This is a genomic window from Lentzea waywayandensis (genome assembly GCF_900115955.1).
In the GTDB taxonomy this organism is placed as follows: Bacteria; Actinomycetota; Actinomycetes; order Mycobacteriales; family Pseudonocardiaceae; genus Lentzea; species Lentzea waywayandensis.
Window position 1 is genome coordinate 984,570 of the sequence record NZ_FOYL01000003.1, and the last position, 25,409, is coordinate 1,009,978.

Sequence of the window (25,409 nt, forward strand, 5' to 3'; positions counted from 1 at the left end):
GCAGCCGGTGTCATGTCGGCATGCGCACCAAGCCGAGCCCCCATCATGTCGTGCACAGCCATGGAACATGCTCTGGGGAGTTCAAGACACGTGAGGAACCACCGATGAACCTCCTGGACGCACTTGACGCCCAGTCGTTGCGCTCTGACATCCCGAGCTTCCGCGCGGGTGACACGCTGAAGGTCCACGTCCGCGTCATCGAGGGCTCGCGCGAGCGCGTCCAGGTGTTCCAGGGCGTCGTGATCCGTCGCCAGGGCGGCGGCATCCGCGAGACCTTCACCGTCCGCAAGGTCTCGTTCGGTGTCGGCGTCGAGCGCACCTTCCCGGTGCACTCCCCGAACATCGCCGAGATCGAGGTCGCGACCCGCGGTGACGTGCGTCGCGCCAAGCTGTACTACCTGCGCGACCTGCGCGGCAAGGCTGCCAAGATCAAGGAGAAGCGCGAGGCCCGTCCGGTCTCCTGACCGGTGGCTTCGAGCCCAGCAGACTTCGAGGACGCCTCCGCACCGGATGAACCGGAGCGGGGGCGTACTCCTGTCTGGAGAGAAATCCTCTACGTCGTCATGACGGCCGTCGTGCTGACGGTGCTCATCCAGGCGTTCGTGGCGCGGGTCTACGTGATCCCCTCGGCGTCCATGGAGAACACGCTGCACGGCTGCAACGGCTGCGAGAACGACCGGGTGCTGGTCGACAAGATCACCTACCGCTTCGGCGACATCGAGCCGGGCGAGGTGGTCGTGTTCCGCGGCCCCGAGGCCTGGACCTCCAACGACTTCCGCGGCGCCCGGTCGACGAATCCCGTCGCGGGTTTCGTGCAGAACATCGGTTCGCTGCTGGGCATCTCGCCCGCGAACGAGCGTGATTTCGTCAAGCGCGTGATCGCGTTGCCCGGCCAGACGGTGATGTGTTGCGACGAGCAGCACCGTGTCGTTGTGGACGGAAAATCGCTCGACGAGCCGTATGTGTACTGGCAGCAAGGCACTTCCCCTGCGGACCACGAGCCGTTCGACCCGATCCGAGTGCCGGATGGACGGTTGTTCGTCATGGGGGACAACCGGATGAACTCCACCGACTCGCGCAAACAGGGCGGCGGGGGCGTAGCGGGCACCGTGCCCGTCGAGAACGTCATCGGGAAAGCCCGGTACGTCGTTTTCCCGAAAGATCGGTGGAGTGTTGTGTCGGATCACAACCCCCAGCCCCTAGGCTGATCTCGTGGTCGACGACGCTCCAGAGCAGAACCCGCCCGGTGACGAGCCCAGTTCGGACGCTTCGGACAAGCCCGCGAAGCAGAAGAAAAAGGGCAACTTCTGGAAGGAACTGCCTGTCCTCATCCTGGTCGCGTTCGGCCTCGCGATCGGCATCCAGATCTTCCTCGGCCGCGTCTACATGATCCCGTCCGAGTCGATGGAGGCGACGCTGCACGGCTGCACCGACTGCTACGGCGACCGGGTGCTCGTCGACAAGGTCACCTACCGGTTCACCGACCCGTCGCCGGGCGACGTGATCGTGTTCCGCGGGCCGCCGTCGTGGCAGAACGACTTCATCTCCGACGAGCCGGCCAACCCGATCTCGCAGGGGTTGTCGTGGCTCGGATCGCTGATCGGGCTGCCGTCGGCGAACGAGGAGGACTTCGTCAAGCGCGTGATCGCCGTCGGCGGGCAGACCGTGAAGTGCTGCGACGAGCAGAACCGCGTGACGGTCGACGGCAAGGCGCTGGACGAGCCGTACAAGCACTACGACGAGGGCACGCCGGCCGAGCAGGAGTCGTTCGAGGAGCTCAAGATCCCGGACGGCATGCTGTTCGTGCTCGGCGACAACCGCAACCACTCGTGCGACTCGCGCTGCCAGGGCCAGGGCGGCCTCAACGGCCTCGTGCCGGTGGACGACGTGATCGGCAAGGCGCGCGTGATCGTGCTGCCTCCGTCGAGGTGGGGCGGGGTGACGGACCACGACCCGCAGGCCGTGTCGATGGGTGCGCCGGGATGGCAGCAGAACGTCCCGCTGGGGCTCGGTATCGTCGCAGCGTGGCCGCTTCTGCTGCTCGGACGTCGAGTGCGAGACCGACTCCGCCGATGACCATGCTGATGCCGCCTCGCGCGGTGGTGCGGGGCTCCGCGGGCAACTGGGCGTTGCAGAGCACGCTGGAGCGCCGGGGCCTGGGGCCGGTCGCCGGCGTGGACGAGGCAGGGCGTGGGCCGTGCGCCGGGCCGTTGGTGATCGCCGCGTGTGTCCTTCGACCGGGTGATGCTTCGCGGTTCGAAGGGCTGAACGACTCGAAGCTGATGACGGCGTCGGCACGCGATCGGATGTACGACCTGGTGCTCAAGCGTGCGCTGGCTCACTCGGTCGTGATCGTGTCGCCCGCCGACATCGACTGGCTGGGCATTCACGTCATGAACATCGAGGGCATGCGGCGTGCGGTCGCGCAGATGGCGACGCATCCCGGCTACGTGCTGACGGACGGCTTCAAGGTGCCGGGGATGCCCGCGCCGAACGTGGCGGTGCTCAAGGGCGACCAGGCCGCGGCGTGCGTGGCGGCGGCATCTGTGCTGGCCAAGGTCACGCGGGACCGGATCATGGCCGACCTGCACACCCGTCATCCGCAGTACGGGTTCAACGTGCACAAGGGGTACTGCACGCCAGAGCACACGGCGGCGTTGATGGAGCACGGGCCGTGTGCGGAGCATCGCTGGTCGTATGTAAATGTGGCAGCTGCGGCCGTCAAGCACGGTCTCGCCGCGCCGCACAGGGTGGCGCGCGGCACGACCGCGCAGGCTGTGGTCCAGAATGATGCAACCCCGGCTGACGCCGGGGAGCTCGCGACGAGTGAGGGCGCGGAGCAGATGACCCGCGCGGAGGCGTAATGAGTGCAGAGGATCTCGAGAAGTACGAGACCGAGATGGAGCTGTCGCTGTACAAGGAGTACCGCGACATCGTCAGCCAGTTCTCGTTCGTCGTGGAGACCGAACGGCGTTTCTACCTGGCCAACTCGGTGGACGTGCAGGTGCGCAACGCCGATGGCGAGGTGTACTTCGAGGTGCGCATGTCGGACGCGTGGGTGTGGGACATGTACCGCCCCGCGAGGTTCGTCAAGAACGTTCGTGTCATCACGTTCAAGGACGTGAACGTGGAGGAGCTGGACAAGCCGGACCTGCGTTTGCCGGAAAGCGGGCCGTTCCCCACGTAGGCCACTGGTGGCGTGACCCGAAACGTTGGCGGCGAATTCGCGCTCGGCAAGGCGCCTCGCGGCACTCGCCTGACCGCGAATTCGCACGGCAACGGCTCAGGCCACGCCACTAGCACATCCCACCGACAATTCCGCCGTTTCAAGATCCACAACGGCCGACTTGTCCACAGCCGCTGAGTTGTCCACAGATTCCCCTCAGCCCGGCCGCTCCTCCTGCCCCGCCCTGCAAGGTCGTACCCAACGACCCGCAGGGAGGCGAGGGCAGTGGTGGCACAGGCACTGGTCGAGACCAGGCAGCAGGAGAAGGGGCGTCAGGGCGAGGACCTGGCGTGCAGGTACCTGGAGGGGCAGGGCCTGGTGGTCCTGTCGCGGAACTGGACGTGCCGCGACGGGGAGCTCGACGTCGTGGCCGTGGAGGGCGATCGGCTGGTCGTCTGCGAGGTCAAGACCAGGTCCGGCCCGGCCTGGGGCCGCCCGGACGAGGCAGTGGACCAGCGCAAGCTCTCGCGGCTGCGCCGGACGGCCCTGCGCTGGCTGGCGGCGCACGGCGTCGGCTGGTGCAACGTCCGCGTCGACCTGATCTCGGTCACCTGGCCTCCCTCCGGCGAAGCGCGCCTGCAACACCTGCGGGGAGCCTGAGATGGGCCTGGCGCAGGCGTGGGCCGTCGCCCTGTACGGCGTCGACGGCCTGGCGGTCGAGATCGAGGCCGACGTGGGCGTGGGCCAGCCCCGCACCCACCTCCTCGGGCTTCCCGACGCGTCCTTGCACGAGTCGAAGGAGCGAGTGAAGGCCGCCGTCCGCAACAGCGAGGAGGAGTGGCCGAAGCAGCGCATCGTCCTGGGCCTGTCCCCGGCGAACCTGCCCAAGGGCGGCAGCAGCTACGACGTCGCCATCGCCTGCGCCACCCTCGCCGCCGCCGGCTCCGTCCCGTGCGAGCGCCTGGCCACCACCGTCCTGCTGGGTGAGCTGGCCCTGGACGGCCGAGTCCGCACAGTTCGAGGCGTTCTGCCCGCCCTGCTGGCCGCCCGCCGAGCAGGCCTCAAGACGGCCATCGTTCCGGTCGACGCCCTGCCGGAAGCCGCCCTGGTGGACGGCATCGAGCTCCACGGAGCCCAGACCCTCCGCGAGGTCCTGGCCTGGCTGCGCGGCGAGGACGTGACGCTGCAACCCCCACCGGCCTGCGCGGACCCACCACTGCCGGACGTCCCGGACCTGGCCGACGTGGTGGGCCAGCCAGAAGCCCGCTGGGCCCTGGAGGTAGCCGCGGCAGGAGCCCACCACCTCCTCCTGACGGGCCCGCCGGGCACCGGCAAGACGATGCTGGCCGAACGCCTCCCCGGCCTGCTCCCACCGCTGTCGCGCCAGGACTCCCTGGCGGTGACCGCCGTGCACTCGGTAGCAGGCGTCCTGTCCTCCGACTACCCGCTCGTGGCCAGCCCGCCGTTCGTCAACGTCCACCACACGACGTCGATAGCGGCCCTGATAGGCGGCGGCACCGGAATGGCGAAGCCGGGCGCGGCCTCCCGAGCCCACAAGGGAGTGCTCTTCCTCGACGAGGCCTGCGAGTTCGGCCAGAAGACCATCGACACCCTCCGCACGGCCCTGGAAGAGGGCGAGGTCCGCATCCCCCGCCGAGACGGCATAGCCCGCTACCCGGCCCGCTTCCAGCTGATCCTCGCCACCAACCCCTGCCCGTGCGCCCCGCCAAAGGAAGTCGACTGCATCTGCACGGCCACAGTCCGCCGCCGCTACCAGTCCCGCCTCTCCGGCCCACTGCTGGACCGCGTGGACCTCAGGGTCCGAATGAGAGCGACCACAGCCATGGCCAACGCCGACGCCACCCCACCAGAACCGACGTCGGTGGTCCGCGAACGAGTGCTCAAGGCCAGATCCCGAGCCGCCACCCGCTGGTCGGCCCACGGCCACACCTGGCCGGCCAACGCCCTGGTCCCAGGCCCAGCCCTACGTCGAGAGTTCGCCCTGCCAAGACCAACCACAGCCCTGCTGGACCGAGCGCTGGCAGTAGGCGCCCTGACGGGCCGAGGCGCAGACCGCTGCCTACGAGTCGCCTGGACCCTCGCCGACCTGGCCGAAGCCGACCGCCCAACCCAGGACCACGTAGCCGCGGCCCTCCACTTCCGAGAACGCCGAGCCCCCTGACCCACCGCTCCGACCCCGAGTCGCAAAGCCACCTCGCTCCACCAAGCCTTCACACCCAGGAGCCGCCGTTCGCGGAGCTTCAACGCCCCGACTCCGCGTCCGGCCCAGCAGAGCGGGCGCTCGTCCCCCAGCGAGCGCCCGCTCCCCACCAGCCACCGCACCCCCGCTAGCGCCCAGACCCCGCCGCTCACCGGCGGACCCGGCACCGGGCCTGCCCGGCACCAGGCCTGCCCGGCACCAGGCCTGGCAGCACCCAGGCCTGGCAGCACCCAGGCCTGCCCAGCACCCGGAGCTTGCCCGGCACCAGGCCGCCCAGCCCCCAGGCCTGCCCAGCCCCCAGGCCAGCTGTTCCAGTCGCGAGCTGCCCGGCCCCAGCCGGCTCCCAATGCAGCCGGGCGCGGAATCCCACTCCCACTCCGCGCCCGGTACCCCTCCACCGAGACGTTCGGACGCCTGTCCCAACCCAGGCGTCCGAACCTCCGGACACGAGCCTCGAGCCTCAGCTCCTGTCCGGTCCCGAGCGGGTCGTCCGCCCCTTCCCGGCGGGCGACCCGCTCACCTGACCCACGTCACGAACCCCAGCGCCCTCGACCAAGGAGCCCGAACATGACCTCTCTCCTGATCCCGGCTGCAAGCTCCGCAGCCTCCATCACTGCCGCCGTGCCGGCTCTCCTGCAACTGCAGTGCACAGTCCGGAAACGCACGTCCGGTGCCAGCCCACCAAGCCCGTGGCGCCCCGACCCGTGGCACCGCTGGCTGCCCTGGTGGTGGTTCCGGTGACCGCGACGCCGCCCACCGCGCCGCTGAACGGCCTGGCAACCACCCCGCCCACTCCGCCCGCCACGCCGCTGAACGGCTCGGCAACCAGCCCGCTCACGCCGCCCACCGCACCACTGAACGGCCCGGCAACCAGCTCGCCCACTCCGCCCACCGCACCACTGAACGGCCCGGCAACCACCCCACCCACCAACACCCGGTCCACCGCATCGCCGGCTGCCAGGGCCGTCGGCCCGACCACCACTCAGGCCACTCACCCGGCCACCACCCGAGCCGCCGACCCGGCCGCTGTCTCAGCGAGCTACCCGGCCACCGATGCGGTTCGCCTGGCAAGGGCCTACCTGTCTCGCGTCGCCGAGCCCTATGCGGCGGCACTCGCGGCACTGGTCGCCGAGGTCGGGCCGGTCGAGGCCGCGGAACGGGTGAGAGCCGGCGAAATTTCGCCGTCGGTGGCCAGTCAGACGTCCGCGCGGCGAGCGGAGGAGCGTGCTCACGCGGATCTTGCCGCCATTGTCAGGGCCGGTGGGCGGCTTGTCATTCCTGAAGACGAGGAGTGGCCGCGATGGCCATTGCTCGCGCTGGAGAACGTGGCTGCTCGTCGGTGTGGAGGTGAGCCGCTTGCGTTGTGGGTGCGTGGGCCGCACTTTCTTGCCGACGTGGTGGACAAGGCCGTGGCTGTGGTCGGGTCGCGGGCTTCCAGCGGGTACGGCGAGCACGTTGCCGGCGAGTTCGCCTACGGGTTGGCGTTGGCGGGCATGACCGTTGTTTCCGGTGCCGCGTATGGGATTGACGGTGCTGCCCATCGCGGTGCGCTTGGTGCCGGCGGACTGACGATCGCGGTGCTGGCCTGTGGGGCGGACCAGGCCTATCCCGCAGGGCATCAGGGGTTGCTCGTCAAGGTCGCTCGGGAAGGTTTGATCGTCAGCGAGTACCCGCCCGGCGTGATGCCCGCGCGGCATCGGTTTCTCACTCGCAACAGGCTCATTGCCGCGTTGGGCGGCGGCACTGTCGTCGTGGAGGCTGGGAAGCGCAGCGGGGCCAAGAACACGGCTGCGATCACTCTTGCGCTGGGGCGGCCGTTGATGGTGGTGCCGGGGCCGGTCACGTCGGCGAGTTCTGTTGGCTGCCACGAGTTGTTGCGGGACGGGCGGGCGGTGTCGGTGAGTTCGGTCGCCGAGGTCGTGGAGTCGGTGGGGCGGTTCGGCGACGACCTCGCGACCGAACCCGCCGAGAAGGAGAGCGACCTCGGCGCGCCGCAGGGGGAGGCCATGCGGGTGTACGAGGCCCTCGGGAAGCGGAACGGTGTCAGCGACGAGGTCGTGTCGGTCGAGTCCGGGGTGCCGTTGGAGCGGGTGCGGGCGTTGTTGCCCGAGCTGGAACTCGCTGGGCTGGCGCTTCAGGTCGACGAGGGCTGGCAGAAGCTGGAGCTGAGTTGACGGCGCCGCGGTCGAGCAGGCCGGTCCCTGCACGACGATCGGCCTGCGCGGCGGGCCGGTGACGTAGGCGCACGGGCTCCGCCGCCGCGGGGAGGAGAAGCAGAAGGACCATCTCGGACGGTAAAGCCCTCGGGTTGACCTGCGGCTTCTCCTCCTCTGCCGTCATCCGGAGGTGCCATCGGCCTCGCGTCTGGCGTCGTCGCCGAGGTACTGGTTGTTGTCTCGCAGCACGAGGGCGGCGATGACGGCGTCCGCCAGCGCGTCGGCCTTCTGCTGCTCCATGCCGAGCGACAGAGCGCGCTCAAGGGCGATCTGTCGCACCTCGGCGAGCTGGGTCGTGGTCAGCGGTGTGGACGGCAGCTCAAGTGGTGTGACGGGTTTGCCACGGAGCTTTCGCCACGCCTTGCGCACGGCGTTCGTGGTGCCGTCGCTGACGGCCTTGCCGACGTTGTCGGAGACGGCGGTGATCACGCTGCCGGACACGAGGGCGATCACCGGGGTCGCCATCGCGACGACGTCGCCCAGGCCGAAGCCCAGCGGGTCGTCGTGAGCCTGGCGCAGGCGGCGTTCTGCCTGCTTGGGGCTCTCCAGGTACGGGGCGGCGACGATGTCGAACGAGGACAGCTCCTCAGGAGCGATCTTGCGTACGACTCGGCGAGCGAGTTCATCGGCTGTTCGGACGGTGGTGCTGGCTGCCATCACTACTCCGAAAGGTGATCTGTGCGTGCCGCCAAACCCCTGCTCGTCACAGGGAGTTGAAACGTTATCGTGTTCCCGATCATGAGAGCGCTCTCAAATGGCGCGGGGGTGTGGCGATACTTGACCAAACGCCCCGACTGGCGCAGCGTCTTGGCCTATGTCCCCGCCGCCGCATGGTCGGACACGTCGTGTCGATCTCGTTCGCCTGCGCGAAAAACTGCCGGCGAACGTGACAGACGTGTTGCGGCAGTACGAACGGCACCTGATGTTGGAGCGTGATCTGTCGCCGCACACGGTGCGGGCTTACATCGGCGACGTGGTGGCATTGCTTGGACACGTCGCGGGGAATATCCCGGAGAATGCAGATGTAGAGCGCATCGACCTCACGAATTTGCGGTCATGGCTTGCCGCGCAACGCACTGCGGGCGCCAGTCGCACGACGCTTGCGCGACGTGCCGCTGCTGCGCGCGCGTTCACCGCGTGGGCGCACCGAGCTGGGCGTTTGGCCGCTGATCCAGGGCCTCGGCTCGCTGCTCCGCGACCACATCGGACGCTGCCGTCGGTGTTGCGCGAGGACCAGGCAAAAGACGCGATGAGGGCCGTATCCTCTGGCGCGTCCCAAGGCGATCCGGTTGCGCTGCGTGATCAGGCCGTGGTGGAGTTGCTGTACGCCACAGGTATCCGCGTGGCCGAACTCTGCGGTCTTGATCTCGACGACGTGGACTACTCCCTAAGGGTGATTCGAGTTCTGGGCAAAGGTGGACGCGAGCGCAGCACGCCATTCGGCGTGCCGGCCGAGCGAGCGCTGCGGCGATGGGTGGACGAGGGCAGAAACGCCCTGGTAGCACCGGATTCACCACCGGCGCTGTTCCTCGGTGCCCGCGGCGGCCGGCTGAACCAGCGAGCCGTTCGCACACTCGTGCACGAGGTCGTCGCCGTCGTACCGGGCGCACCGGACATCGGGCCGCACGGGTTGCGCCACTCCGCTGCGACCCATTTGCTGGAAGGAGGAGCGGACCTGCGCACCGTCCAAGAACTGCTTGGTCACGCTACGCTCGCAACGACTCAGCTTTACACACACGTCACTGTCGAACGGCTGAAGGCGATCCATGACCGAACCCACCCCCGTTCCTGACGCCGCAGGGGGAGGATCGCGTACGGCGACCGTGCCCCCTGAACCCGTCCTGCCCGCACCAGTGTCGAAGCAGGCGAGCAACGGGCACCGTCAGAACGGCGCGCCACGCACCGAGGCGACCCCCGAGCCCGGTGCCAACACGCATGTCAACGGCACGCCCGCTGCCGTTCCGACTGCGGTGACGCGTGCGGACGTGCGGTCCGGTGACGACGTCGAGGCCGGCATCGTCGCGCTGTGGCGCAGCTACGGCGAGTCCCGCGAGCAGAGCCAGCGCGATCGCCTGGTGCTGCACTACGCGCCGCTGGTCAAGTACGTCGCCGGCCGCGTCGGCACGGGTCTGCCAGCCCACGTGGACGTGGCCGACCTGATCCAGTCCGGCATCTTCGGCCTGGTCGACGCGATCGAGAAGTTCGAGCCGGAACGCGGCCTCAAGTTCGAGACCTACGCCATGCAGCGCATTCGCGGCGCGATCCTCGACGACCTGCGCTCCCAGGACTGGGTGCCGCGCTCGGTCCGCAGCCGCGCCCGCGACGTGGAATGAGCCCTCGAACGCCTCGGCGCCAAGTTGCAGCGCACGCCCACCGACCGCGAGCTCGCCGCAGAGCTCAAGATCGGCCTGGCCGAGCTGCGCGAGCTCTACGGCCAGCTCCAGCTCACCAGCGTCGTCGCCCTGGACGAGCTGATCGCCCCGAACAAGGGCGGCTCCTCCCTGGCCGAGTCGCTGCCCGACGACGCCGCGGAAGACCCGGTGGCGAGCCTCGTCGACCAGGACAGCCGCCGTCAGCTGGCCGACGCGATCGCCCAGCTGGCAGAACGCGACCGCGTGGTCGTGACCCTCTACTACTTCGAGAACCTGACCCTCGCCGAGATCGGCAAGGTCCTCGGCGTGACCGAGTCCAGGGTCTGCCAGCTGCACACCCGCGCCGTCCTGCGCCTGCGCACCAAGCTCAACGAGCAGTCCGAGGCCTGACCGCACCTCGTCCCACCCCAGCAGCCTGGCGTGTGCCGGGCTGCCGGACACCCGTACCGAGAAGTCGTACGGGCCTCCTCAAGGCGGCTTGAACCCCTTTCCGTCCGTTGCCGGGGCTAATTCACTCGAACGGGTGGCCCTTGGGGCTGCTCCAAGCACGCCCTGTGCCCACTCGGGCACCTCGGTGGACGCCTGGACCCGGAGTCGGGCAGTCGGCGAACAGGTGCGCCGAGCGTCGCGCGGGCGCCGAACGGGAGCGGCGGTCGTCGTGCGGTCGGCGAACCGCTGTGCCGGAAGGCGAGCAGCTTGCGGGCGGTCGGACCGCAGCCGTGTGGTGGCCGTTCAGGTGCTGCGGGAACCGGGCAGTGGGCGAGCGTCTGGACCTGGAGTCGGGCAGCGGACGACCAGGCGCGCCGAGCGCCGCGCGGAACGCCGAACAAGAAACGCCGAACAAGAACGCCGAACGGGAGCTGCGGCCGTCGTGCGGTCGGCGAACCGCCGTGCCCTGAGGGCGAGCAATTCGTGGACGGTCGGACCGCAGTCGCGTGGCAGGTGATCGGGCGCGGCGGGAGGCGGGCGTTGGGTGATCGGGCGCCGCGGGTGCTGGGTGATCAGGCGCGGCGGGAGGCGGGTGCTGGGCGGTCAGGCGCCGCGGGTGCTGGGTGATCGGGCGCGGTGAGAGGCGGGCGTTGGGTGATCGGGCGCGGCGAGAGGCGGGCGTTGGGTGGTCAGGCGGTGCGGGAGACAGGTTCTGGGCGGTCGGGCGCCGCTGGAGGCGGGCAGCGGGCGAACAGGCAGGCCGGGAGACGGGCGAGGTGAGGGGACGGCCGTCTCCCGGCCGCCTGGCGGGCGCTTGCGGCGTGTGTCGGGGGACGCCGCTGCTCAACCGCCGTGCGGACGGCGGGAGGCGCCCGATCGGAGCGCCGCGCGGGGGCAGTGCCGTGCGGCGGAGGCCTGGTCAGCCGCCTCGGGAAGGCGTGGTCAGGGGGAGCAGCCGTACCCGGCCCGCGGTGACCAGGCGGAGCGGATCCAGGTACGCGTGGTCTCGGCGGGCGCCCCAGTGCAGGCACGGGGACGGGCAGCGGCCCGCCTGCAGGTGACCGATCACCTCGCCCCGGCGCACCGGGCGGCCGGGCGTGACGGTGGGTGCGATCGGTTCGTAGGTGGTGCGCAGGCCGTTGCGGTGCTCCAGCGACACCAGGGTTCTGGCGGCCACCGCGCCCGCGAACACCACTGTGGCGTCGCCTGCGGCCAGGACCGGTGTTCCGGCGGGCGCCGAGAGGTCGACGCCTCGGTGACCGGGGCCGAACGGGGAGGCCGGGGCCTCGAACGCGCGCACTACGGAGTGAGGTGGTGGCAGGGGCCAGGCGAACCGGACCGGGGTGGGGGCCAGGAGCGTCGAGAGGAGCAGGGCTGTGGGGAGGAGGGGCATGGGTCAACGGTGGTGGGAGGGGGTGGCGGGGACCAGCGGGTATTGGGAATCTGTGGATTACTCGCCGGTTGTGGACAACTACCCCCTGCGAGATGGGGGCGATTCGAAGTTTGTCGGGGGTGAGGAGTAGACTTTTGGGCGCGTCCCGTCTGTGCGCGGGACGACTTCGCGTGCCAACGCAGATCCGACCGGCTGATCCCAGCAGGGTCGAGTCACGACGTTCGACGGTCCCGAGGGTGCAGAGATGCTCCGCGGGTGCGGACGGCGGCTTCGGCACCAGGGCTGAAGGCCGAACCCGGCCGGAAGCGAAAACCGAACCGACGCGCAAGGTGAGACCTCGCGCGTCCCGACAGATGAGGTGCGAACCGGCCATGGCCGTCGTAACCATGAAGCAGCTGCTTGACAGCGGCGTGCACTTCGGGCACCAGACCCGGCGCTGGAACCCGAAGATGAAGCGCTACATCCTCACTGAGCGCAACGGCATCTACATCATCGACCTGCAGCAGACGCTGACCTACATCGACCGGGCTTTCGAGTTCGTGAAGGAAACGGTCGCGCACGGCGGGTCGATCCTGTTCATCGGCACGAAGAAGCAGGCGCAGGAGGCCATCGCCAACGAGGCGCTCCGCGTCGGCATGCCCTACGTGAACCAGCGCTGGCTGGGCGGCATGCTCACCAACTTCTCGACGGTCCACAAGAGGCTTCAGCGCCTCAAGGAGCTCGAGACGATGGAGCAGACCGGCGGTTTCCAGGGTTTCACCAAGAAGGAAATCCTGATGATGAACCGCGAGAAGGACAAGCTGGAGCGCACGCTCGGCGGTATCCGCGACATGTCCAAGGTGCCCAGCGCCGTGTGGATCGTGGACACCAAGAAGGAGCACATCGCGGTCGGTGAGGCTCGCAAGCTGAACATCCCGATCGTCGCGATCCTCGACACCAACTGCGACCCGGACGAGGTCGAGTTCCCGATTCCGGGCAACGACGACGCGATCCGTTCCGCCGCTCTGCTGACCAAGGTCGTGGCCGAGGCCGCCGCCGCCGGTCTCATGCAGCGCTCCGGTGCCCGCCGCGACGCCGCCGAGGGCCAGGACAAGCCCGAGGTCGCCGCCGACGAGCCGCTGGCGGAGTGGGAGCAGGAGCTCCTCACCACCAACGCCGCCGTCGCGACTGAAGCCCCGGCTCCGGCCGAGCAGCCCGTCCAGTCCTGATTTCCCCCACGAGGTGCCCGCCCACAAGCGGGCACCTCGTGACCTAAGCGCGTACATCGCAGAAGGAAAACGATGGCGAACTACACCACCGCGGACGTCAAGAAGCTCCGCGAGCTGACCGCCGCCGGCATGATGGACTGCAAGAAGGCGCTGGACGAGGCTGACGGCGACTTCGACAAGGCCGTCGAGATCCTGCGCATCAAGGGCGCCAAGGACGTCGGCAAGCGCGCCGAGCGCACCACGTCCAACGGCCTCGTCGCCGTCAAGGACGGCGCGATGGTCGAGCTGCGTTGCGAGACCGACTTCGTGGCCAAGAACGCCGACTTCATCGCCCTGGCCGACGACATCGTCGCGCTCGCCAAGGCCAACAAGGTCGCCGACGTCGAGGCCCTCAAGGCCGTCGAGGTCGACGGCAAGACCGTGGACGCGCTGGTCCAGGAGTTCTCCGCCAAGATCGGCGAGAAGCTCGAGCTGGCCAAGGCCGTCGACTACGACGGCACCGTCTCGGTCTACCTGCACAAGCGCGCTGCCGACCTGCCGCCCGCCGTCGGCGTGCTCGTCGAGTACACCGGTGACAACGCCGAGGTCGCCAAGGGTGCCGCGATGCAGATCGCCGCGATGCGCCCGAAGTACGTCACCCGTGACGAGGTTCCCGAGGAGCTCGTCGCCAACGAGCGTCGCATCGCCGAGGAGACCGCTCGCGAGGAGGGCAAGCCCGAGGGCGCGCTCCCCAAGATCGTCGAGGGTCGCGTGAACGGTTTCTTCAAGGACGTCGTGCTCACCGAGCAGGCTTCCGTGACGGACAGCAAGAAGACGGTCAAGGCTCTTCTGGACGAGGCCGGCGTGACGGTTACCCGTTTCGCTCGGTTCGAGGTCGGCCAGAGCTGATTCGCATGAGGGCGGGGTTGCAGGCACCAGCGACCCCGCCCTTGGCGTGTCCACAGAAGTTTCCAGGCCAAAAGCGCGAGGAGAGGACCTGTGAGCGAAGAAGGTAGCCACGGCTACAACCGGGTGATGCTCAAGCTCGGTGGCGAGATGTTCGGCGGTGGTGGCGTCGGTGTTGATCCCGATGTCGTCCAGACAGTGGCCAAGCAGATCGCGGCCGTCCACAAGTCCGGCGTGCAGGTCGCCGTCGTGATCGGTGGTGGCAACTTCTTCCGCGGGTCCGAACTCCAGCAGCGCGGGATGGACCGCTCGCGCGCCGACTACATGGGCATGCTCGGCACGGTCATGAACTGCCTGGCGCTGCAGGACTTCCTCGAGCGCGAGCACGGCATCGACACCCGCGTGCAGACCTCCATCCAGATGACGCAGGTCGCCGAGTCGTACATCCCCCGCCGCGCGATGCGTCACCTCGAGAAGGAACGCGTCGTGATCTTCGGCGGCGGCGCCGGCCTGCCGTACTTCTCCACGGACACCACGGCGGCCCAGCGCGCGCTGGAGATCGGCTGCGAGATCGTCCTGATGGCCAAGGCCGTCGACGGCGTCTACACGGCCGACCCCAAGATCGACCCGGACGCGCTGATGTTCGACAACATCACCCACCGCGAGGTGCTGGAGCGCGGCCTCAACGTCGCCGACGCGACGGCGTTCAGCCTCTGCATGGACAACAACATGCCGATCCTCGTCTTCAACCTCCTCACCGAGGGGAACATCGCGCGCGCGGTGCGTGGTGAGAAGATCGGCACTCTGGTCAGCACCCCCGGTGGCCGCCCGGCCTTCTAGACCTGGTGGGATCTCTCCAGGACCGGGAATTGGGCACGAACACGCAGAGCAAGGAGCAGTCGTGATCGACGAGACCCTCCTCGACGCCGAGGAGAAGATGGAAAAGGCGGTTTCGGTGGCGAAGGAGAACCTCTCCTCCGTCCGAACCGGTCGTGCGACTCCCTCGATGTTCAACCGAATCCACATTGACTACTACGGATCGATGACGCCGCTCAACCAGATGGCGAGCATCACCGTTCCCGAGGCGCGCATGGCGGTCGTGAAGCCGTACGACGCGGGCCAGCTGAACGCGATCGAGAAGGCGATCCGGGACTCCGACCTGGGCGTCAACCCGAGCAACGACGGCGCGATCATCCGCATCGTCATCCCGCAGCTCTCCGAGGAGCGCCGCCGGGACATGGTGAAGGTCGCGAAGTCGAAGGGCGAGGACGCGAAGGTCTCCCTGCGCGGCGTCCGTCGCAAGGCGAAGGAAGAGATCGACAAGCTCGTCAAGGACGGCGAGGTCGGCGAGGACGACGGCGCGCGTGGTGAGAAGGAGCTCGAGGCTCTGACCCACCGCTACGTGGCGCAGGTCGAAGAGCTCGTGAAGCACAAGGAAGCCGAACTTCTCGAAGTCTGATGTTCCACTGATGGTTCGCCCGGCCGAGTCGCCGCAGGCGTGATTGCCCAGGCCGGGCGGAGGTCTTGATGGGAGCACAGGTGGCAGGCGGTCCCGCGGACGTCCCCACGTCGAAGCCGTCGCGCGCTGGACGTGATCTGCGCGCGGCGATCCTGGTCGGCGTCGGCCTCGGCGCCATGATCATCGCGTCGCTGCTGACCGTCAAGGAGACCTTCATCGGCATCGTCGCGGCTGCCGCGGCGGTGTCGACGTGGGAGATCGCGAACGCCTTCAAGAAGGCCGGCATCAACGTCGCCCTGTGGCCCGCGTTGATCGGCGGCCAGGCGATCATCTGGCTGTCGTGGCCGCTGGAGCGCTCCGGCATGATGACCGCGTTCGTGGTCACCGTGCTGGTGTGCATGATCTGGCGGTTCCGCGGCGGCTCGGACGGCTACCTGCGCGACCTGAGCGCGTCGGTGTTCACCGTCGCGTACGTGCCGTTGTTCGCGGCGTTCGCGGCCATGCTCGTCGTCCCTGAAGACGGCGCGGGCCGTGCGTTCGCGTTCATCATCGGTGTCGTGCTGTCGGACGTCGGCGGCTACGCGGCCGGTGTCTTCCTCGGCAAGCACCCGATGGCGCCGACGATCAGCCCGAAGAAGTCCTGGGAGGGCTTCGCCGGTTCGCTGACCGCCGGTGTGGTCGGTGGCGCGATCACGGTGACGACGCTGCTCGACGGCCAGTGGTGGCAGGGCGCGCTGTTCGGCGCCGCGCTCGTCGTCACGGCCACCGCGGGCGACCTGGTCGAGTCGCTGATCAAGCGCGACCTCGGCATCAAGGACATGGGCACGCTGCTGCCCGGCCACGGCGGCCTGATGGACCGGATGGACTCGCTCCTCCCGTCCGCCGTCGCCTCCTGGCTGCTGCTGCATCTGTTCGTGCAGTGACGTTTCGCGCGCAACGCCGCAAGTAGTGGTTGTGAGAGACCACGAGGCACTGGCGGCGTTCGAGCGGATCTACCGCGACAACGTCGGAGCGATCAGCCGGTTCTTCGCGCGACGGTGCGTGGACCCGCAGCTCGTCGGCGACCTGACCGCGGACACCTTCGTCCGCGCGATCACGTCGTTCGCCACGTTCGACGCGGCCAGGGGGTCCGCGTCGAGCTGGTTGTTCGGCATCGCCAGGCACACCTTCGCCGCGCACGCCGAGCGGTCCGTGAAGGGCGGCGATCTGGTGCGCAGGATCGGCGGCCGGCGTGAGCTCGACAGCGACGAACTGGCCGAGCTCGAAGCACGCATAGACGCCGAACGGCCTGGTCGCGCGCTGCTGGACCGGCTCGCTGAACTACCGGAGCTGGAACGGGAAGCGATCGAGCTCGTGCACCTCGGCGGTCTCTCTCCCAAGGAAGCGGCCGAAGCGCTCGGCGTGCCCAAGGGAGCGATGCGCACCAGGTTGTATCGCGCCATGGCACGCCTCCGCGCGGTCGTCGACGACGAAGAGGAGGCACGAGCCGATGAGCAGGTTTGAGGACAACCTCTGGGCGGAGCTGGAACGTGGTCACGCTCCCGTGCTGCTGCAGTCCGTTGCCACGCAACGACGTCTGCGCATGCGCCGATGGATGGGCGCAGCAGCAGGTGTGGTCGTACTGGGCGCCGCGGCAGTGATCGCACCCGTCTACTTCGGCGGCACGCCACCCGCGTACGCCGTGGTCGACAACCCGGACGGTTCGGTGACGCTCACCATCCGGGAGGTCCAGCGGTTCGAGGAGGCCACGGCCAAGCTGCGCGAACGGGGCATCCCGGCGATCGCGGTGCCGTTGCGGGAGGGCTGTGTCGAGACGGGGCGCAGCCTGAAGGTCCCGGTGGCCGCGGTGGACTTCGAGTTCACCGCGAAGGAATCCAAGATCACGATCACGCCGGACGGTATTCCGCCCGATGCCACGGTGGTCCTCGCGGCGGACAGCGGGGCTGATGTCTCGATCGTCGCCGGCGGCGTCTACGCGCGCGACCAGCTGCCCGGCTGTTTGCCGGTACGCGGACGTTAGTCGTCGTACGGGTCGTCCACCTCGGTGCGCGGCTCGGCCTCGATCACGCGGGACTGGTCGATCACGGAGAAGGCCATTCCCGCGTGGTCCTCGACCACGGTGATGCGTCCGAACGGGGTGTCGTAGGGCTCGACGGTCACCCGGCCGCCGAGCTCCAGCACCCGGTACGCCACCGAGTCGGTGCCGATCTCGGGCGCGGCGTTGAAGTACACCATCCAGTGGGAGCGCTCTCCGTACGGGAACTCGCGCCCCATCTTCTGCCGGCCGATCACCTCGGTGCCCTCGACGGACCACGACGCGTAGTCCAGCCGGTGGCCGTCGCCGATCTGCGTGATGTCGTAGTGGCACAACTCGCCGAAGAACTCGTCGGCCGCCGCGCCGTCACGGGTGTTCAGCTCGGCCCACGCGTAGGCGCCGTGCCCGCCCGTGCCGAACCGCCAGTCCGGCGGCACGTGCCGGAACCCGACGACGGCGCCGGTCGGGTCCTCGATCACGGTGCTCTGCGTGTGGTCGGCGGCGTCCTCGGGGTTGCGCAGCACCGATCCGCCGAGGTGGAAAGCCTTCTCCGCGGTCGCGCGCGCATGGGGCGTGACCAGGTACAACCGCCATGCGTCCGGGTCGCCCTGCGGCAGCCCGGCGACGGGGACGCCGTCCACCATCGCCACGGTGTAGCCGTCGTCGTCGGCGTAGTGCCAGCCGAACAGGCCGGTGTAGAACTCGATCGCGCCCTTGAGGTCGTCGACGGATCTCTCGACCCAGCACGGACTTCCGGACAGCAACGGTGCGAGCTGGGGCGTGTTGGGCGCGATCGACACTGCCGCCTCCTGCAGGGAAGAAGTGCCATCACGCTACGCCGTAGTTGGACGAATTCGAACGGTCATCGGCAAATGGAGGCCCTACAGTGTCTTCGTGAGGGGATTCGTGCGAGCGGCGCTGAATGCGGTGCGTCCGGTAGACGTAGTGCCAAGTCCAAATATCTGGCACTGGCCTGACGTCTACGAGGTCGAGAACCGCGCGCAGGACGTCCACGGCGCGATTTGGGCGGCGTTAAGCGAAGAATGTCCGTTTGACGGCCAGGACGTGGTGGACGTCGGCTGCGGCGACGGCTTCCACCTGCCCTTGTTCGCGCGCACCGCGAAGTCCGTCACGGGTGTCGAACCGCACCCGCCCCTGGTCGTCCGGGCCAGGCACCGGACTGCCGAGCTGGCCAACGCGCGCGTCGTTTCCGGTCCCGCACAACGACTTCCGCTCGACGATGCCTCCGCCGACGTGGTGCACGCCCGCACCGCCTACTTCTTCGGGCCGGGTTGCGAACCGGGACTGCGCGAGGCGGACCGCGTGCTGCGGCCGGGTGGCGCGCTCGCCATCGTGGACCTGGACGGCTCTGCCGATCCGTACGGGCCCTGGCTGCGCGCCGACGAACCGCGCTACGACCCGGTCGTGGTCGAGAAGTTCTTCGCGGACAACGGGTTCTCGCTGCGGCGGGTTACGGCGGAGTGGCGGTTCGAGAAGCGGGAGGACCTGGAGGCCGTGCTGCGCATCGAGTTCTCCGCGAAGGTCGCCGAACGGGCGATCGCCTCCGTGAACGGGCTGAGTTTTCCGGTCGGCTATCGCCTGCACGTCCGGCGCAAGCCGAAAGGGCTGATCGTGTGATCCGCGACTAGGCTTCGGTTCGTGGAGAAGCGAAACGCAGGCAGGTTGAACCGCCAGGTCGGCGTCATGGGACTGGGCTGCTGGCAGCTCGGTGCCGACTGGGGCGAGGTGGACGAGAGCGACGCGCTCGCGTTGCTGCACGCCGCGGCCGACACGGGGGTCGACTTCTTCGACACCGCCGACGTGTACGGCGATGGTCGTAGTGAGACGCTCGTCGGGCGGTTCCTCAAGGAACGCAAGGACGACGGGGTGTTCGTCGCCACGAAGATGGGGCGGCGGCTGCCGGCGCAGGTCGCGGAGGGGTACAGCCGGGAGAACTTCCTCGCGTGGAACGACCGGAGCCGCCGCAATCTGGGTGTCGACACGTTGGACCTCGTGCAGCTGCACTGCCCGCCCACTGCGGTCTACAGCCGTGACGAGGTGTACGACACCTTGGACGAGATGGTTGAGCAGCAACGGATTGCTGCCTATGGCGTGTCCGTGGAGAAGGTCGAGGAGGCGTTGGAGGCGATCAGGCGTCCGCACGTGGCCAGCGTGCAGATCATCCTGAACGCGTTCCGGCTCAAGCCCCTCGAGGAGGTGCTGCCCCAGGCCGCGCAGGCCGGGGTCGCGATCATCGCGCGGGTGCCGCTCGCGTCCGGTTTGCTGACCGGGAAGTACGACAGGGCAACGACTTTCGGTGCGGATGATCACCGCAACTACAACCGCAACGGCGAGGCCTTCGACGTCGGCGAGACCTTCTCCGGGGTTCCCTACGAGGTGGGCCTGGAGGCGGTGGAACGCCTGCGGCCGCTGGTGCCGGAAGGTGCCACGATGGCGCAGTTCGCGCTCAGGTGGATCGTGGACCAGTCCGGCGTCACGGTGGTGATTCCCGGTGCTCGCAACGTGGAGCAGGCTCGGGCGAACTCGCAGGCCGCCGAGTTGCGGCCGGTGGACGAGAAGGCCGTCGCGGCGGTGTACGACGAGCTGATTCGGCCGCACGTGCACGACCGGTGGTAGGTCACTCCTCGGCGAGGATCGCGTACAGCTTGCGGCGCAGCTCGTTGTAGAGCTCGGCGGCGCGGGTCTTCTGCTCTGGTGTGCCCGCGTGGGAGATCTGCTCCATCGCGGCGCCGAGCAGCCGGACCGCCGTGCGCAGTTCGCCGTCGACCGGGTCGAGCTGGATCTCGATGTCGTGCCAGGGCGGGGCCGGGTGCTCCGCCCTGCCGTGCTCGGTGAGTGTGAAAAGCTTCTTGCCTCCTTCTTCCAGTGCGGAGACGAGGCCTTCGTCGGCGAGCATCTGCAGCGTCGGGTAGACCGAGCCGGGGCTCGGGCTCCACACGCCGCCGGTGCGCTTGGCGATCTCCTGAATGATCTCGTAGCCGTGCATCGGCCGTTCTGCCAGCAAGGACAGAACCGCCGCCCGGACGTTGCCGCGCCTCTGGCGGCCGCCCCTGCCGCCGCCCCCGAAGGGACCGCGGCGATGCCTGTGGTGGTGCTCTCTGTGGTGTGGTTTCATCATCATGTCGCTAACGATATATCGGAATCTATCGCGATGCAACGGTCTTGTGTTGGTGAAGTTCGTGGGACACTAGATGTGCTATGACCTCGCTTCCCCTTGTCTTCGACGCGCCCAAGCGCGGCCTGCCGCCGCGCCACCTGGTCGACCTCTCGCCCGCCCAACGCGCGGAAGCCGTTGCGGCACTGGGTGAGAAGCCGTTCCGGGCGAAGCAGCTGTCGAACCACTACTTCAGCCGCCTGACCGTCGACCCCGCCGAGATGACCGACATCCCGGCCACCACGCGCGACAAGCTCGTGGCCGACCTGATGCCGCCGTTGTTCACGGTCGTGCGCAAGGTCACCGCCGACGAGGGCACGACGTCGAAGACCCTGCTGCGCGCACACGACGGCACGCTCATCGAGTCCGTGCTGATGCGCTACCCGGACCGCGCGACGCTGTGCATCTCGTCGCAGGCCGGCTGCGGCATGGCGTGCCCGTTCTGCGCGACCGGCCAGGGCGGCCTCCAGCGCAACCTGTCGACCGCGGAGATCGTGGACCAGGTGCGTCTCGGCGCCGCGGCCATGCGCGACGGCGACCTGCCCGGCGGCCCCGGCCGGCTCTCGAACATCGTCTTCATGGGCATGGGCGAGCCGCTCGCGAACTACAAGCGCATCCTCGAGGCCGTTCACCGCATCTGCGACCCGGCGCCGGACGGCCTGGGCATCTCGCAGCGCCACGTGACGGTGTCGACGGTCGGTCTCGTGCCCGCGATCAAGAAGCTGACCGAGGAGAACCTCCAGGTCCGCCTCGCCGTGTCGCTGCACACGCCTGACGACGAGCTGCGCGACACGCTGGTGCCGGTCAACACGAAGTGGAACGTCGCCGAGGTGCTCGAAGCGGCACGGGCCTACGCGGACAAGACCGGGCGGCGCGTCTCGATCGAGTACGCGCTGATCCGCGACATCAACGACCAGGGCTGGCGTGCGGACCTGCTCGGCAAGAAGCTGCGCAAGCACCTCGGGCAACTGGTGCACGTGAACCTGATCCCGCTGAACCCGACGCCTGGGTCCAAGTGGGACGCATCGCCGAAGCCCGTCGAGCGGGAGTTCGTGCGGCGGGTGCGTGAGCAGGGCGTCGAGTGCACCGTGCGCGACACGCGTGGGCAGGAGATCGCGGCGGCCTGCGGTCAGCTGGCGGCCGAGGGCTGACCCTCGTTATTGCGGTGCGCCGTGGAGGGCCGCGGCCTTACCGTTTCCCGCGATGAGACTCGAGGGGGAACGCTGGCGCACGCTCGTCAGCACGGTGAGGCTGGGGCGGGACGAGTACCGGGTGGTGCGGCCCGCCCGGCCGTTGCGTCATGCGCCGTTGTACGAGGGGTACATGGGCGTGGAGACGTGCGTGGACAAGGCGGCGGCGCTCGACATCGCCATGGCCTGGGCGTTCGCGATGCGGTCGCCGCGCACGGTGGTGTACCTGCCGTTGCGGCAGAGCGACCGCGAGTGCCGGAGCAGCGACGGGCCCGCGTTGGACCTGGTGCTGCTGCACCGCAGCCTCGGGTTTCGCCTGTCGAAGTGGAGGGACGTGCGGGCCAAGCTTCGGGGTGGACGGCCGCACACCGTTGTGTGCCGAGGGATGCCGCAAGAACGGCCGGTGCCGCGATGGAGCCAGGAGATGCTGCGCGGCGCGATCGTGGAAGGCACTGTGTTCGTCGTCGGCAGCAGGTCCACGTTCCAGGCCGGCGGGCAGGCGTTCCGGCAGTTGATCGAGGACTGCCCGCGGCACATGCACGAGGCCCCCGGCACGCACTGCTGTGCTGAGATCACCGCCAAAGACCAGCACTGGAACTGGCTGCACGTCGTGTACTGCGACCAGCACCGAGTCAGCACACGCCGATGAAGCTTGAAGGGGAACGCTGGCGCACGCTCGTCAGCACGGTGAGGCTGGGGCGGGACGAGTACCGGGTGGTGCGGCCGGCCAAGCCGTTGAAGCACGCGCCCCTGTACGACACGTACGACGGGTTTCGGGGCGTGCAGCTGATCGTGGACAAGGCTGCGGCACTGGAACTGGCGATGGCGTGGGAGTTCGCGATGCGGTCGCCGCGCACGTTGGTCTACTTGCCGTTGCGTGAGACCGAGTACGACTGCCGGTCGTTCGGTGTGGACGATGAGCCGTTGCTGGACCTCGTGTTGATGCACCACAGTCTCGGGTTTCCGCCGTCACGGTGGAAAGAGGTGCGGGCTCGGCTTGGGCGGGGGAGGCCGCACACCGTGCGCAGCAGAGGGTTTCCGGCGGTCGAGAGTCTGCTGACACCGGACCATCAACCGCTGCGCCGCGGCTACCGCGACGTGGTGCGGCACCACTTCGCGGCGGACACGTTGTTCCTCACCGGGAGCTGGAAGTCGTTCGCGCTCAACGGAGATCAGTGGCGTGAGCTGATCGAGGACGGGCCGCGGCGGATGCACGAGAACCCCGGCGAGCACTTCTGCACGGACATCGCGGTCGAGCGGATCTGGGACTGGATGCACGTCGCCTACTGCCACGAGCATCGGGTCAGCGCGAACACCTGACGCAGGGCCGGGATTCTGCGAAACTCCGCCCATGGGAGTGATGTACGACTACTTCGCCGCGCCGTCGGACGAGCTCGCGGCCGCCACGATCGACGGCGGGCCCGTGGGTGGTCCGTTCAGGACGGTCGAGACCAAGTGGCTCGATCCTGTTGTGGTGATGGGAAAGCTGGAAGAGTTGCTCACCGGCCGGCCCTACGACGAGGTGTTCGAGGACCCGCGGTGCGGCGACGACCTGGCGATCGAAGATGACGGTGAGCGGCTGGTCCTCACCGTCACCGACGGGCTGAGGGACGGGCTTGCCGGCACGGGCGAGCTGACCGACGTCGCCGAGGCCTGGTCGAAGATCGACGAACTGAAGAGGTTCGATCCCGTCGTTCTGGCCGAGATCCTGCATGAGCTCAAGGCCCTGGCCGTGGAGGCGGTCAAGAACGAGGAACGGCTCTACTGCTGGGTGTGCGTCTAGGGTTTCACCTCGGTCAGCACGCCGGTCGCCACGTCGAACACGAAGCCGCGCACGGAGTCCTTCACTGGCACGAACGGGTTGCCGACGATGCGCGCGAGTGACTGGCGCACGTCCTCCTCCAGGTCGCCGAAGGCCTCGGCGGACCAGGAGGGCTTGATGCCGACCTCGTCCTGGATCGAGCGCTTGAACTCGTCGTCGGTGAACGTCAGCATGCCGCAGTCGGTGTGGTGGATGAGGATGATCTCCCGCGTGCCCAGCAGGCGCTGGCTGATGGCGAGCGAACGGATCTCGTCCTCGGTCACGACGCCGCCGGCGTTGCGGATGACGTGCGCCTCGCCCTCGTTCAACCCCAGCACGCGGTACACGTCGATGCGGGCGTCCATGCACGCCACGACGGCCACGTGCTTGGCCGGTGGCAGGGGGAGCGGGCCGGAGAACTGGGCGGCGTACGTGGCGTTGTTGGCGAGCAGCTCGTCGGTCACCGACATGATTCATGTCCTCTCACCTGGATGTACAGGTGAGCAAACTGTTGTGTGCGCATACCTGCAACCGTGCCCGAACAGTGAGAAAGGCCCCCACTCAGACACAAGCGGGGGCCGAGCTGTCAGAGCTGCCAGTTCTGGTTCGCGCCGCCCGTGCACGTCCAGATGTTCAGCTTCGTGCCGTCAGCGGAGGAGTTGCCGGCGGCGTCGAGGCACTTGCCGGACTGCGGGTTGCGCAACGTGGTGCCGACGCGCGACCACACCTGTGCTCCGGTTCCGTTGCACGTCCACAGGTGCACGACCGTTCCGTCCGCAACGCCGGACCCGTTGACGTCCATGCACTTTCCCAAGGCGCGCAACGTGTCCCCGACGCGCGACCACTGCTGGGCGCCGCTGCCGTTGCAGCCCCAGAGCTGGATCGCGGTGCCGTCGGCGGTGCCGGAGTTGCTGATGTCGACGCACTTTCCGCCTGTGCCCACGATCGTTCCGGACCCCGACGAGGTCAGGAACTGGCTGCGTGCCACGTTCCAGCGCGTCGCCAGGTAGGAACCGGCGGGCGGGTTGGTGTGGAAGTAGTCGTCGCCGCCGCAGTCGAGCTGGTTCTCCGGCGCGCCGGGGCAGACGTTCACCAGGCCGCCGGGCGGGTTCGGGATGCCGCCGTCGTTGTAGCACATGATGTCCTGGTCGTCCCAGCAGTGACCGAACGCCGTGGAGTGCGGTGCCGAACGTTGCACGGCGCCCAGTGTGTGCAGCAGTTCGTGGGCGCTGGCCTGCCACGTCCAGCAGCCCGTTCCCACTGCGGCGTAAGAAGGTCCTGAGTTGTAGCCGTTGTCGGCACCGGGACGGTCGTCGCCCGGCGCGCCCCACGCCACGCCGCAGCCGCCGGAGTCGTGCCAGAACAGGTATTTGCGATCAGTGCGGTTGTAGCCACGCGCCGACAGCTGGTCGGCGATCGCGGAGGGAGAGGACATCGCCGACTGGGGAACGACAACGTTGTCCACCTTTGCGCGACAGTCGGCCTGCGTCACGAAGCGCACGTGCCGGAGGCCGCCGCCCAGGCGTGAGGCGGCCTCGACGAACGAGTTGTCGATCTGGTCGGCGAACGTCTGGAACTGGGTCACGAGCTGCGGATACCGGTCCGCGGACTGGTCGCCGCGCACGTAGACGGCCTGAACGCGCTTGCCGCTCACCCCGTCGCCGTCACACACGACGGACTGGACGGAGACGGCCGGCGAAGGCTGCCGGAACTCGTCCGGCAGATCGTCCACGATGGGACTGAGCAGGGACAACGCCACGAGCAACACGCCAAAAGACATGAGAGAGACCGCCTTCAACGCGATGACAGGGAAGCGGTCTAGACCATCTCGAACGGTAGCGAAACCCGCACGCACTGTC

The 25,409-nt window shown here is 68.6% G+C and carries 29 protein-coding genes and 1 pseudogene; 23 read left to right on the forward strand and 7 right to left on the reverse strand.

Translation table 11 applies throughout. From position 1 onward, the window contains the following. Positions 1-104 precede the first annotated feature (104 nt). The 7 genes from rplS to BM417_RS15395 all read left to right on the forward strand — a co-directional run bounded on the left by rplS (position 105) and on the right by BM417_RS15395 (position 5,348). On the forward strand, positions 105-464 hold the full coding sequence (gene rplS / locus BM417_RS15365; protein ID WP_093593373.1) for a 50S ribosomal protein L19: 360 nt from the start codon (positions 105-107) through the stop codon (positions 462-464). A 3-nt stretch (positions 465-467) separates the two neighbouring features. Then, positions 468-1,208 (forward strand): signal peptidase I, encoded by a 741-nt coding sequence (lepB, locus tag BM417_RS15370; RefSeq protein WP_407656145.1) that lies wholly within the window; start codon positions 468-470, stop codon positions 1,206-1,208. Between the two features lie 4 nt (positions 1,209-1,212). Then, positions 1,213-2,076: a signal peptidase I gene (gene lepB, locus BM417_RS15375; protein WP_093593379.1), complete on the forward strand. Its 864-nt coding sequence runs from the start codon at positions 1,213-1,215 to the stop codon at positions 2,074-2,076. Continuing rightward, positions 2,073-2,864, forward strand: coding sequence for a ribonuclease HII (locus BM417_RS15380; RefSeq protein ID WP_093593382.1), 792 nt, complete (start codon positions 2,073-2,075; stop codon positions 2,862-2,864). Before lepB (BM417_RS15375) ends, BM417_RS15380 begins: the two co-directional genes overlap by 4 nt. After that, a complete protein-coding gene (locus tag BM417_RS15385; RefSeq protein WP_030468024.1) occupies positions 2,864-3,187 on the forward strand; it encodes a DUF2469 domain-containing protein in 324 nt (107 codons plus the stop codon). Before BM417_RS15380 ends, BM417_RS15385 begins: the two co-directional genes overlap by 1 nt. Before the next feature lie 267 nt (positions 3,188-3,454). Further along, positions 3,455-3,826: a YraN family protein gene (locus BM417_RS15390; protein WP_245821928.1), complete on the forward strand. Its 372-nt coding sequence runs from the start codon at positions 3,455-3,457 to the stop codon at positions 3,824-3,826. 1 nt (position 3,827) lies between these two features. Then, positions 3,828-5,348, forward strand: a complete 1,521-nt coding sequence (locus BM417_RS15395) for a YifB family Mg chelatase-like AAA ATPase (RefSeq protein ID WP_093593388.1) — start codon at positions 3,828-3,830, stop codon at positions 5,346-5,348. 187 nt (positions 5,349-5,535) lie between these two features. Here BM417_RS15395 and BM417_RS46800 read toward each other — a convergent pair whose 3' ends face one another. After that, positions 5,536-5,757, reverse strand: coding sequence for a hypothetical protein (locus tag BM417_RS46800; RefSeq protein WP_143138659.1), 222 nt, complete (start codon positions 5,755-5,757; stop codon positions 5,536-5,538). 367 nt (positions 5,758-6,124) lie between these two features. Between BM417_RS46800 and dprA the strand changes: the two genes are divergently transcribed. After that, positions 6,125-7,561: a DNA-processing protein DprA gene (gene dprA, locus BM417_RS15400; protein WP_322788956.1), complete on the forward strand. Its 1,437-nt coding sequence runs from the start codon at positions 6,125-6,127 to the stop codon at positions 7,559-7,561. A 162-nt stretch (positions 7,562-7,723) separates the two neighbouring features. On the opposite strand, the gene BM417_RS15405 is transcribed toward dprA, so the two are convergent. Next, positions 7,724-8,260, reverse strand: coding sequence for a hypothetical protein (locus BM417_RS15405; RefSeq protein ID WP_093593391.1), 537 nt, complete (start codon positions 8,258-8,260; stop codon positions 7,724-7,726). A 157-nt stretch (positions 8,261-8,417) separates the two neighbouring features. Here BM417_RS15405 and BM417_RS15410 point away from each other — a divergent pair, with 157 nt between their 5' ends. Then, on the forward strand, positions 8,418-9,395 hold the full coding sequence (locus BM417_RS15410) for a tyrosine recombinase XerC (RefSeq protein ID WP_093593394.1): 978 nt from the start codon (positions 8,418-8,420) through the stop codon (positions 9,393-9,395). Beyond that, positions 9,370-10,365: pseudogene (locus tag BM417_RS15415) on the forward strand (FliA/WhiG family RNA polymerase sigma factor). The gene BM417_RS15410 and the pseudogene BM417_RS15415 overlap by 26 nt, the downstream one beginning before the upstream one ends. 958 nt (positions 10,366-11,323) lie before the next feature. Here the strand turns inward: BM417_RS15415 and BM417_RS15420 are convergent. Next, positions 11,324-11,797: a M23 family metallopeptidase gene (locus BM417_RS15420; protein WP_093593397.1), complete on the reverse strand. Its 474-nt coding sequence runs from the start codon at positions 11,795-11,797 to the stop codon at positions 11,324-11,326. A gap of 371 nt (positions 11,798-12,168) precedes the next feature. Here BM417_RS15420 and rpsB point away from each other — a divergent pair, with 371 nt between their 5' ends. The 7 genes from rpsB to BM417_RS15455 all read left to right on the forward strand — a co-directional run bounded on the left by rpsB (position 12,169) and on the right by BM417_RS15455 (position 17,369). Continuing rightward, positions 12,169-13,005 (forward strand): 30S ribosomal protein S2, encoded by an 837-nt coding sequence (gene rpsB, locus BM417_RS15425; RefSeq protein ID WP_093593400.1) that lies wholly within the window; start codon positions 12,169-12,171, stop codon positions 13,003-13,005. A 72-nt stretch (positions 13,006-13,077) separates the two neighbouring features. Continuing rightward, positions 13,078-13,893, forward strand: coding sequence for a translation elongation factor Ts (gene tsf / locus BM417_RS15430; protein WP_093593403.1), 816 nt, complete (start codon positions 13,078-13,080; stop codon positions 13,891-13,893). A gap of 126 nt (positions 13,894-14,019) precedes the next feature. Then, positions 14,020-14,730 (forward strand): UMP kinase, encoded by a 711-nt coding sequence (gene pyrH, locus BM417_RS15435; RefSeq protein ID WP_396426237.1) that lies wholly within the window; start codon positions 14,020-14,022, stop codon positions 14,728-14,730. 61 nt (positions 14,731-14,791) lie between these two features. Beyond that, positions 14,792-15,349 carry a ribosome recycling factor gene (frr, locus tag BM417_RS15440; protein ID WP_090066386.1) on the forward strand — a complete coding sequence of 186 codons (558 nt, stop codon included), beginning with the start codon at positions 14,792-14,794 and terminating at the stop codon, positions 15,347-15,349. A 68-nt stretch (positions 15,350-15,417) separates the two neighbouring features. Then, the gene (locus tag BM417_RS15445) at positions 15,418-16,272 is read left to right on the forward strand and encodes a phosphatidate cytidylyltransferase (protein ID WP_093593408.1); all 855 of its coding nucleotides are present in this window, start codon (positions 15,418-15,420) and stop codon (positions 16,270-16,272) included. Between the two features lie 31 nt (positions 16,273-16,303). Beyond that, entirely contained in the window at positions 16,304-16,852 is a 549-nt protein-coding gene (locus tag BM417_RS15450; protein WP_218164471.1) for an RNA polymerase sigma factor, read from the forward strand. Then, a complete protein-coding gene (locus BM417_RS15455) occupies positions 16,839-17,369 on the forward strand; it encodes a hypothetical protein (protein ID WP_093593411.1) in 531 nt (176 codons plus the stop codon). Before BM417_RS15450 ends, BM417_RS15455 begins: the two co-directional genes overlap by 14 nt. On the opposite strand, the gene BM417_RS15460 is transcribed toward BM417_RS15455, so the two are convergent. Continuing rightward, positions 17,366-18,184, reverse strand: a complete 819-nt coding sequence (locus tag BM417_RS15460; RefSeq protein WP_093593414.1) for a VOC family protein — start codon at positions 18,182-18,184, stop codon at positions 17,366-17,368. The genes BM417_RS15455 and BM417_RS15460 overlap by 4 nt on opposite strands. A gap of 145 nt (positions 18,185-18,329) precedes the next feature. On the opposite strand from BM417_RS15460, the gene BM417_RS15465 reads away from it, so the two are divergent. Together BM417_RS15465 and BM417_RS15470 are read left to right on the forward strand one after the other, a co-directional pair. Beyond that, entirely contained in the window at positions 18,330-19,022 is a 693-nt protein-coding gene (locus BM417_RS15465; protein ID WP_245821929.1) for a class I SAM-dependent methyltransferase, read from the forward strand. A gap of 21 nt (positions 19,023-19,043) precedes the next feature. Next, on the forward strand, positions 19,044-20,021 hold the full coding sequence (locus BM417_RS15470) for an aldo/keto reductase (RefSeq protein ID WP_407656146.1): 978 nt from the start codon (positions 19,044-19,046) through the stop codon (positions 20,019-20,021). Position 20,022: 1 nt separating this feature from the next. Here BM417_RS15470 and BM417_RS15475 read toward each other — a convergent pair whose 3' ends face one another. Further along, positions 20,023-20,526, reverse strand: a complete 504-nt coding sequence (locus BM417_RS15475) for a PadR family transcriptional regulator (RefSeq protein WP_093593420.1) — start codon at positions 20,524-20,526, stop codon at positions 20,023-20,025. 77 nt (positions 20,527-20,603) lie between these two features. Between BM417_RS15475 and rlmN the strand changes: the two genes are divergently transcribed. The 4 genes from rlmN to BM417_RS15495 are packed head-to-tail and all read left to right on the forward strand — an operon-like array spanning position 20,604 to position 23,532. Then, positions 20,604-21,710 (forward strand): 23S rRNA (adenine(2503)-C(2))-methyltransferase RlmN, encoded by a 1,107-nt coding sequence (gene rlmN, locus BM417_RS15480; protein ID WP_093593423.1) that lies wholly within the window; start codon positions 20,604-20,606, stop codon positions 21,708-21,710. 52 nt (positions 21,711-21,762) lie between these two features. Continuing rightward, entirely contained in the window at positions 21,763-22,398 is a 636-nt protein-coding gene (locus BM417_RS15485) for a hypothetical protein (RefSeq protein WP_093593426.1), read from the forward strand. Then, the gene (locus BM417_RS15490) at positions 22,395-23,069 is read left to right on the forward strand and encodes a hypothetical protein (protein ID WP_093593429.1); all 675 of its coding nucleotides are present in this window, start codon (positions 22,395-22,397) and stop codon (positions 23,067-23,069) included. The genes BM417_RS15485 and BM417_RS15490 overlap by 4 nt, the downstream gene beginning before the upstream one ends. A 31-nt stretch (positions 23,070-23,100) precedes the next feature. Then, positions 23,101-23,532 carry a hypothetical protein gene (locus BM417_RS15495; protein WP_093593432.1) on the forward strand — a complete coding sequence of 144 codons (432 nt, stop codon included), beginning with the start codon at positions 23,101-23,103 and terminating at the stop codon, positions 23,530-23,532. Here BM417_RS15495 and BM417_RS15500 read toward each other — a convergent pair. Both BM417_RS15500 and BM417_RS15505 read right to left on the reverse strand, forming a co-directional pair. After that, a complete protein-coding gene (locus BM417_RS15500) occupies positions 23,529-24,020 on the reverse strand; it encodes a beta-class carbonic anhydrase (RefSeq protein WP_093593435.1) in 492 nt (163 codons plus the stop codon). The two genes, BM417_RS15495 and BM417_RS15500, sit on opposite strands and share 4 nt — an antisense overlap. Before the next feature lie 116 nt (positions 24,021-24,136). Further along, positions 24,137-25,330, reverse strand: coding sequence for a ricin-type beta-trefoil lectin domain protein (locus BM417_RS15505; protein ID WP_093593438.1), 1,194 nt, complete (start codon positions 25,328-25,330; stop codon positions 24,137-24,139). Positions 25,331-25,409 lie beyond the last annotated feature (79 nt).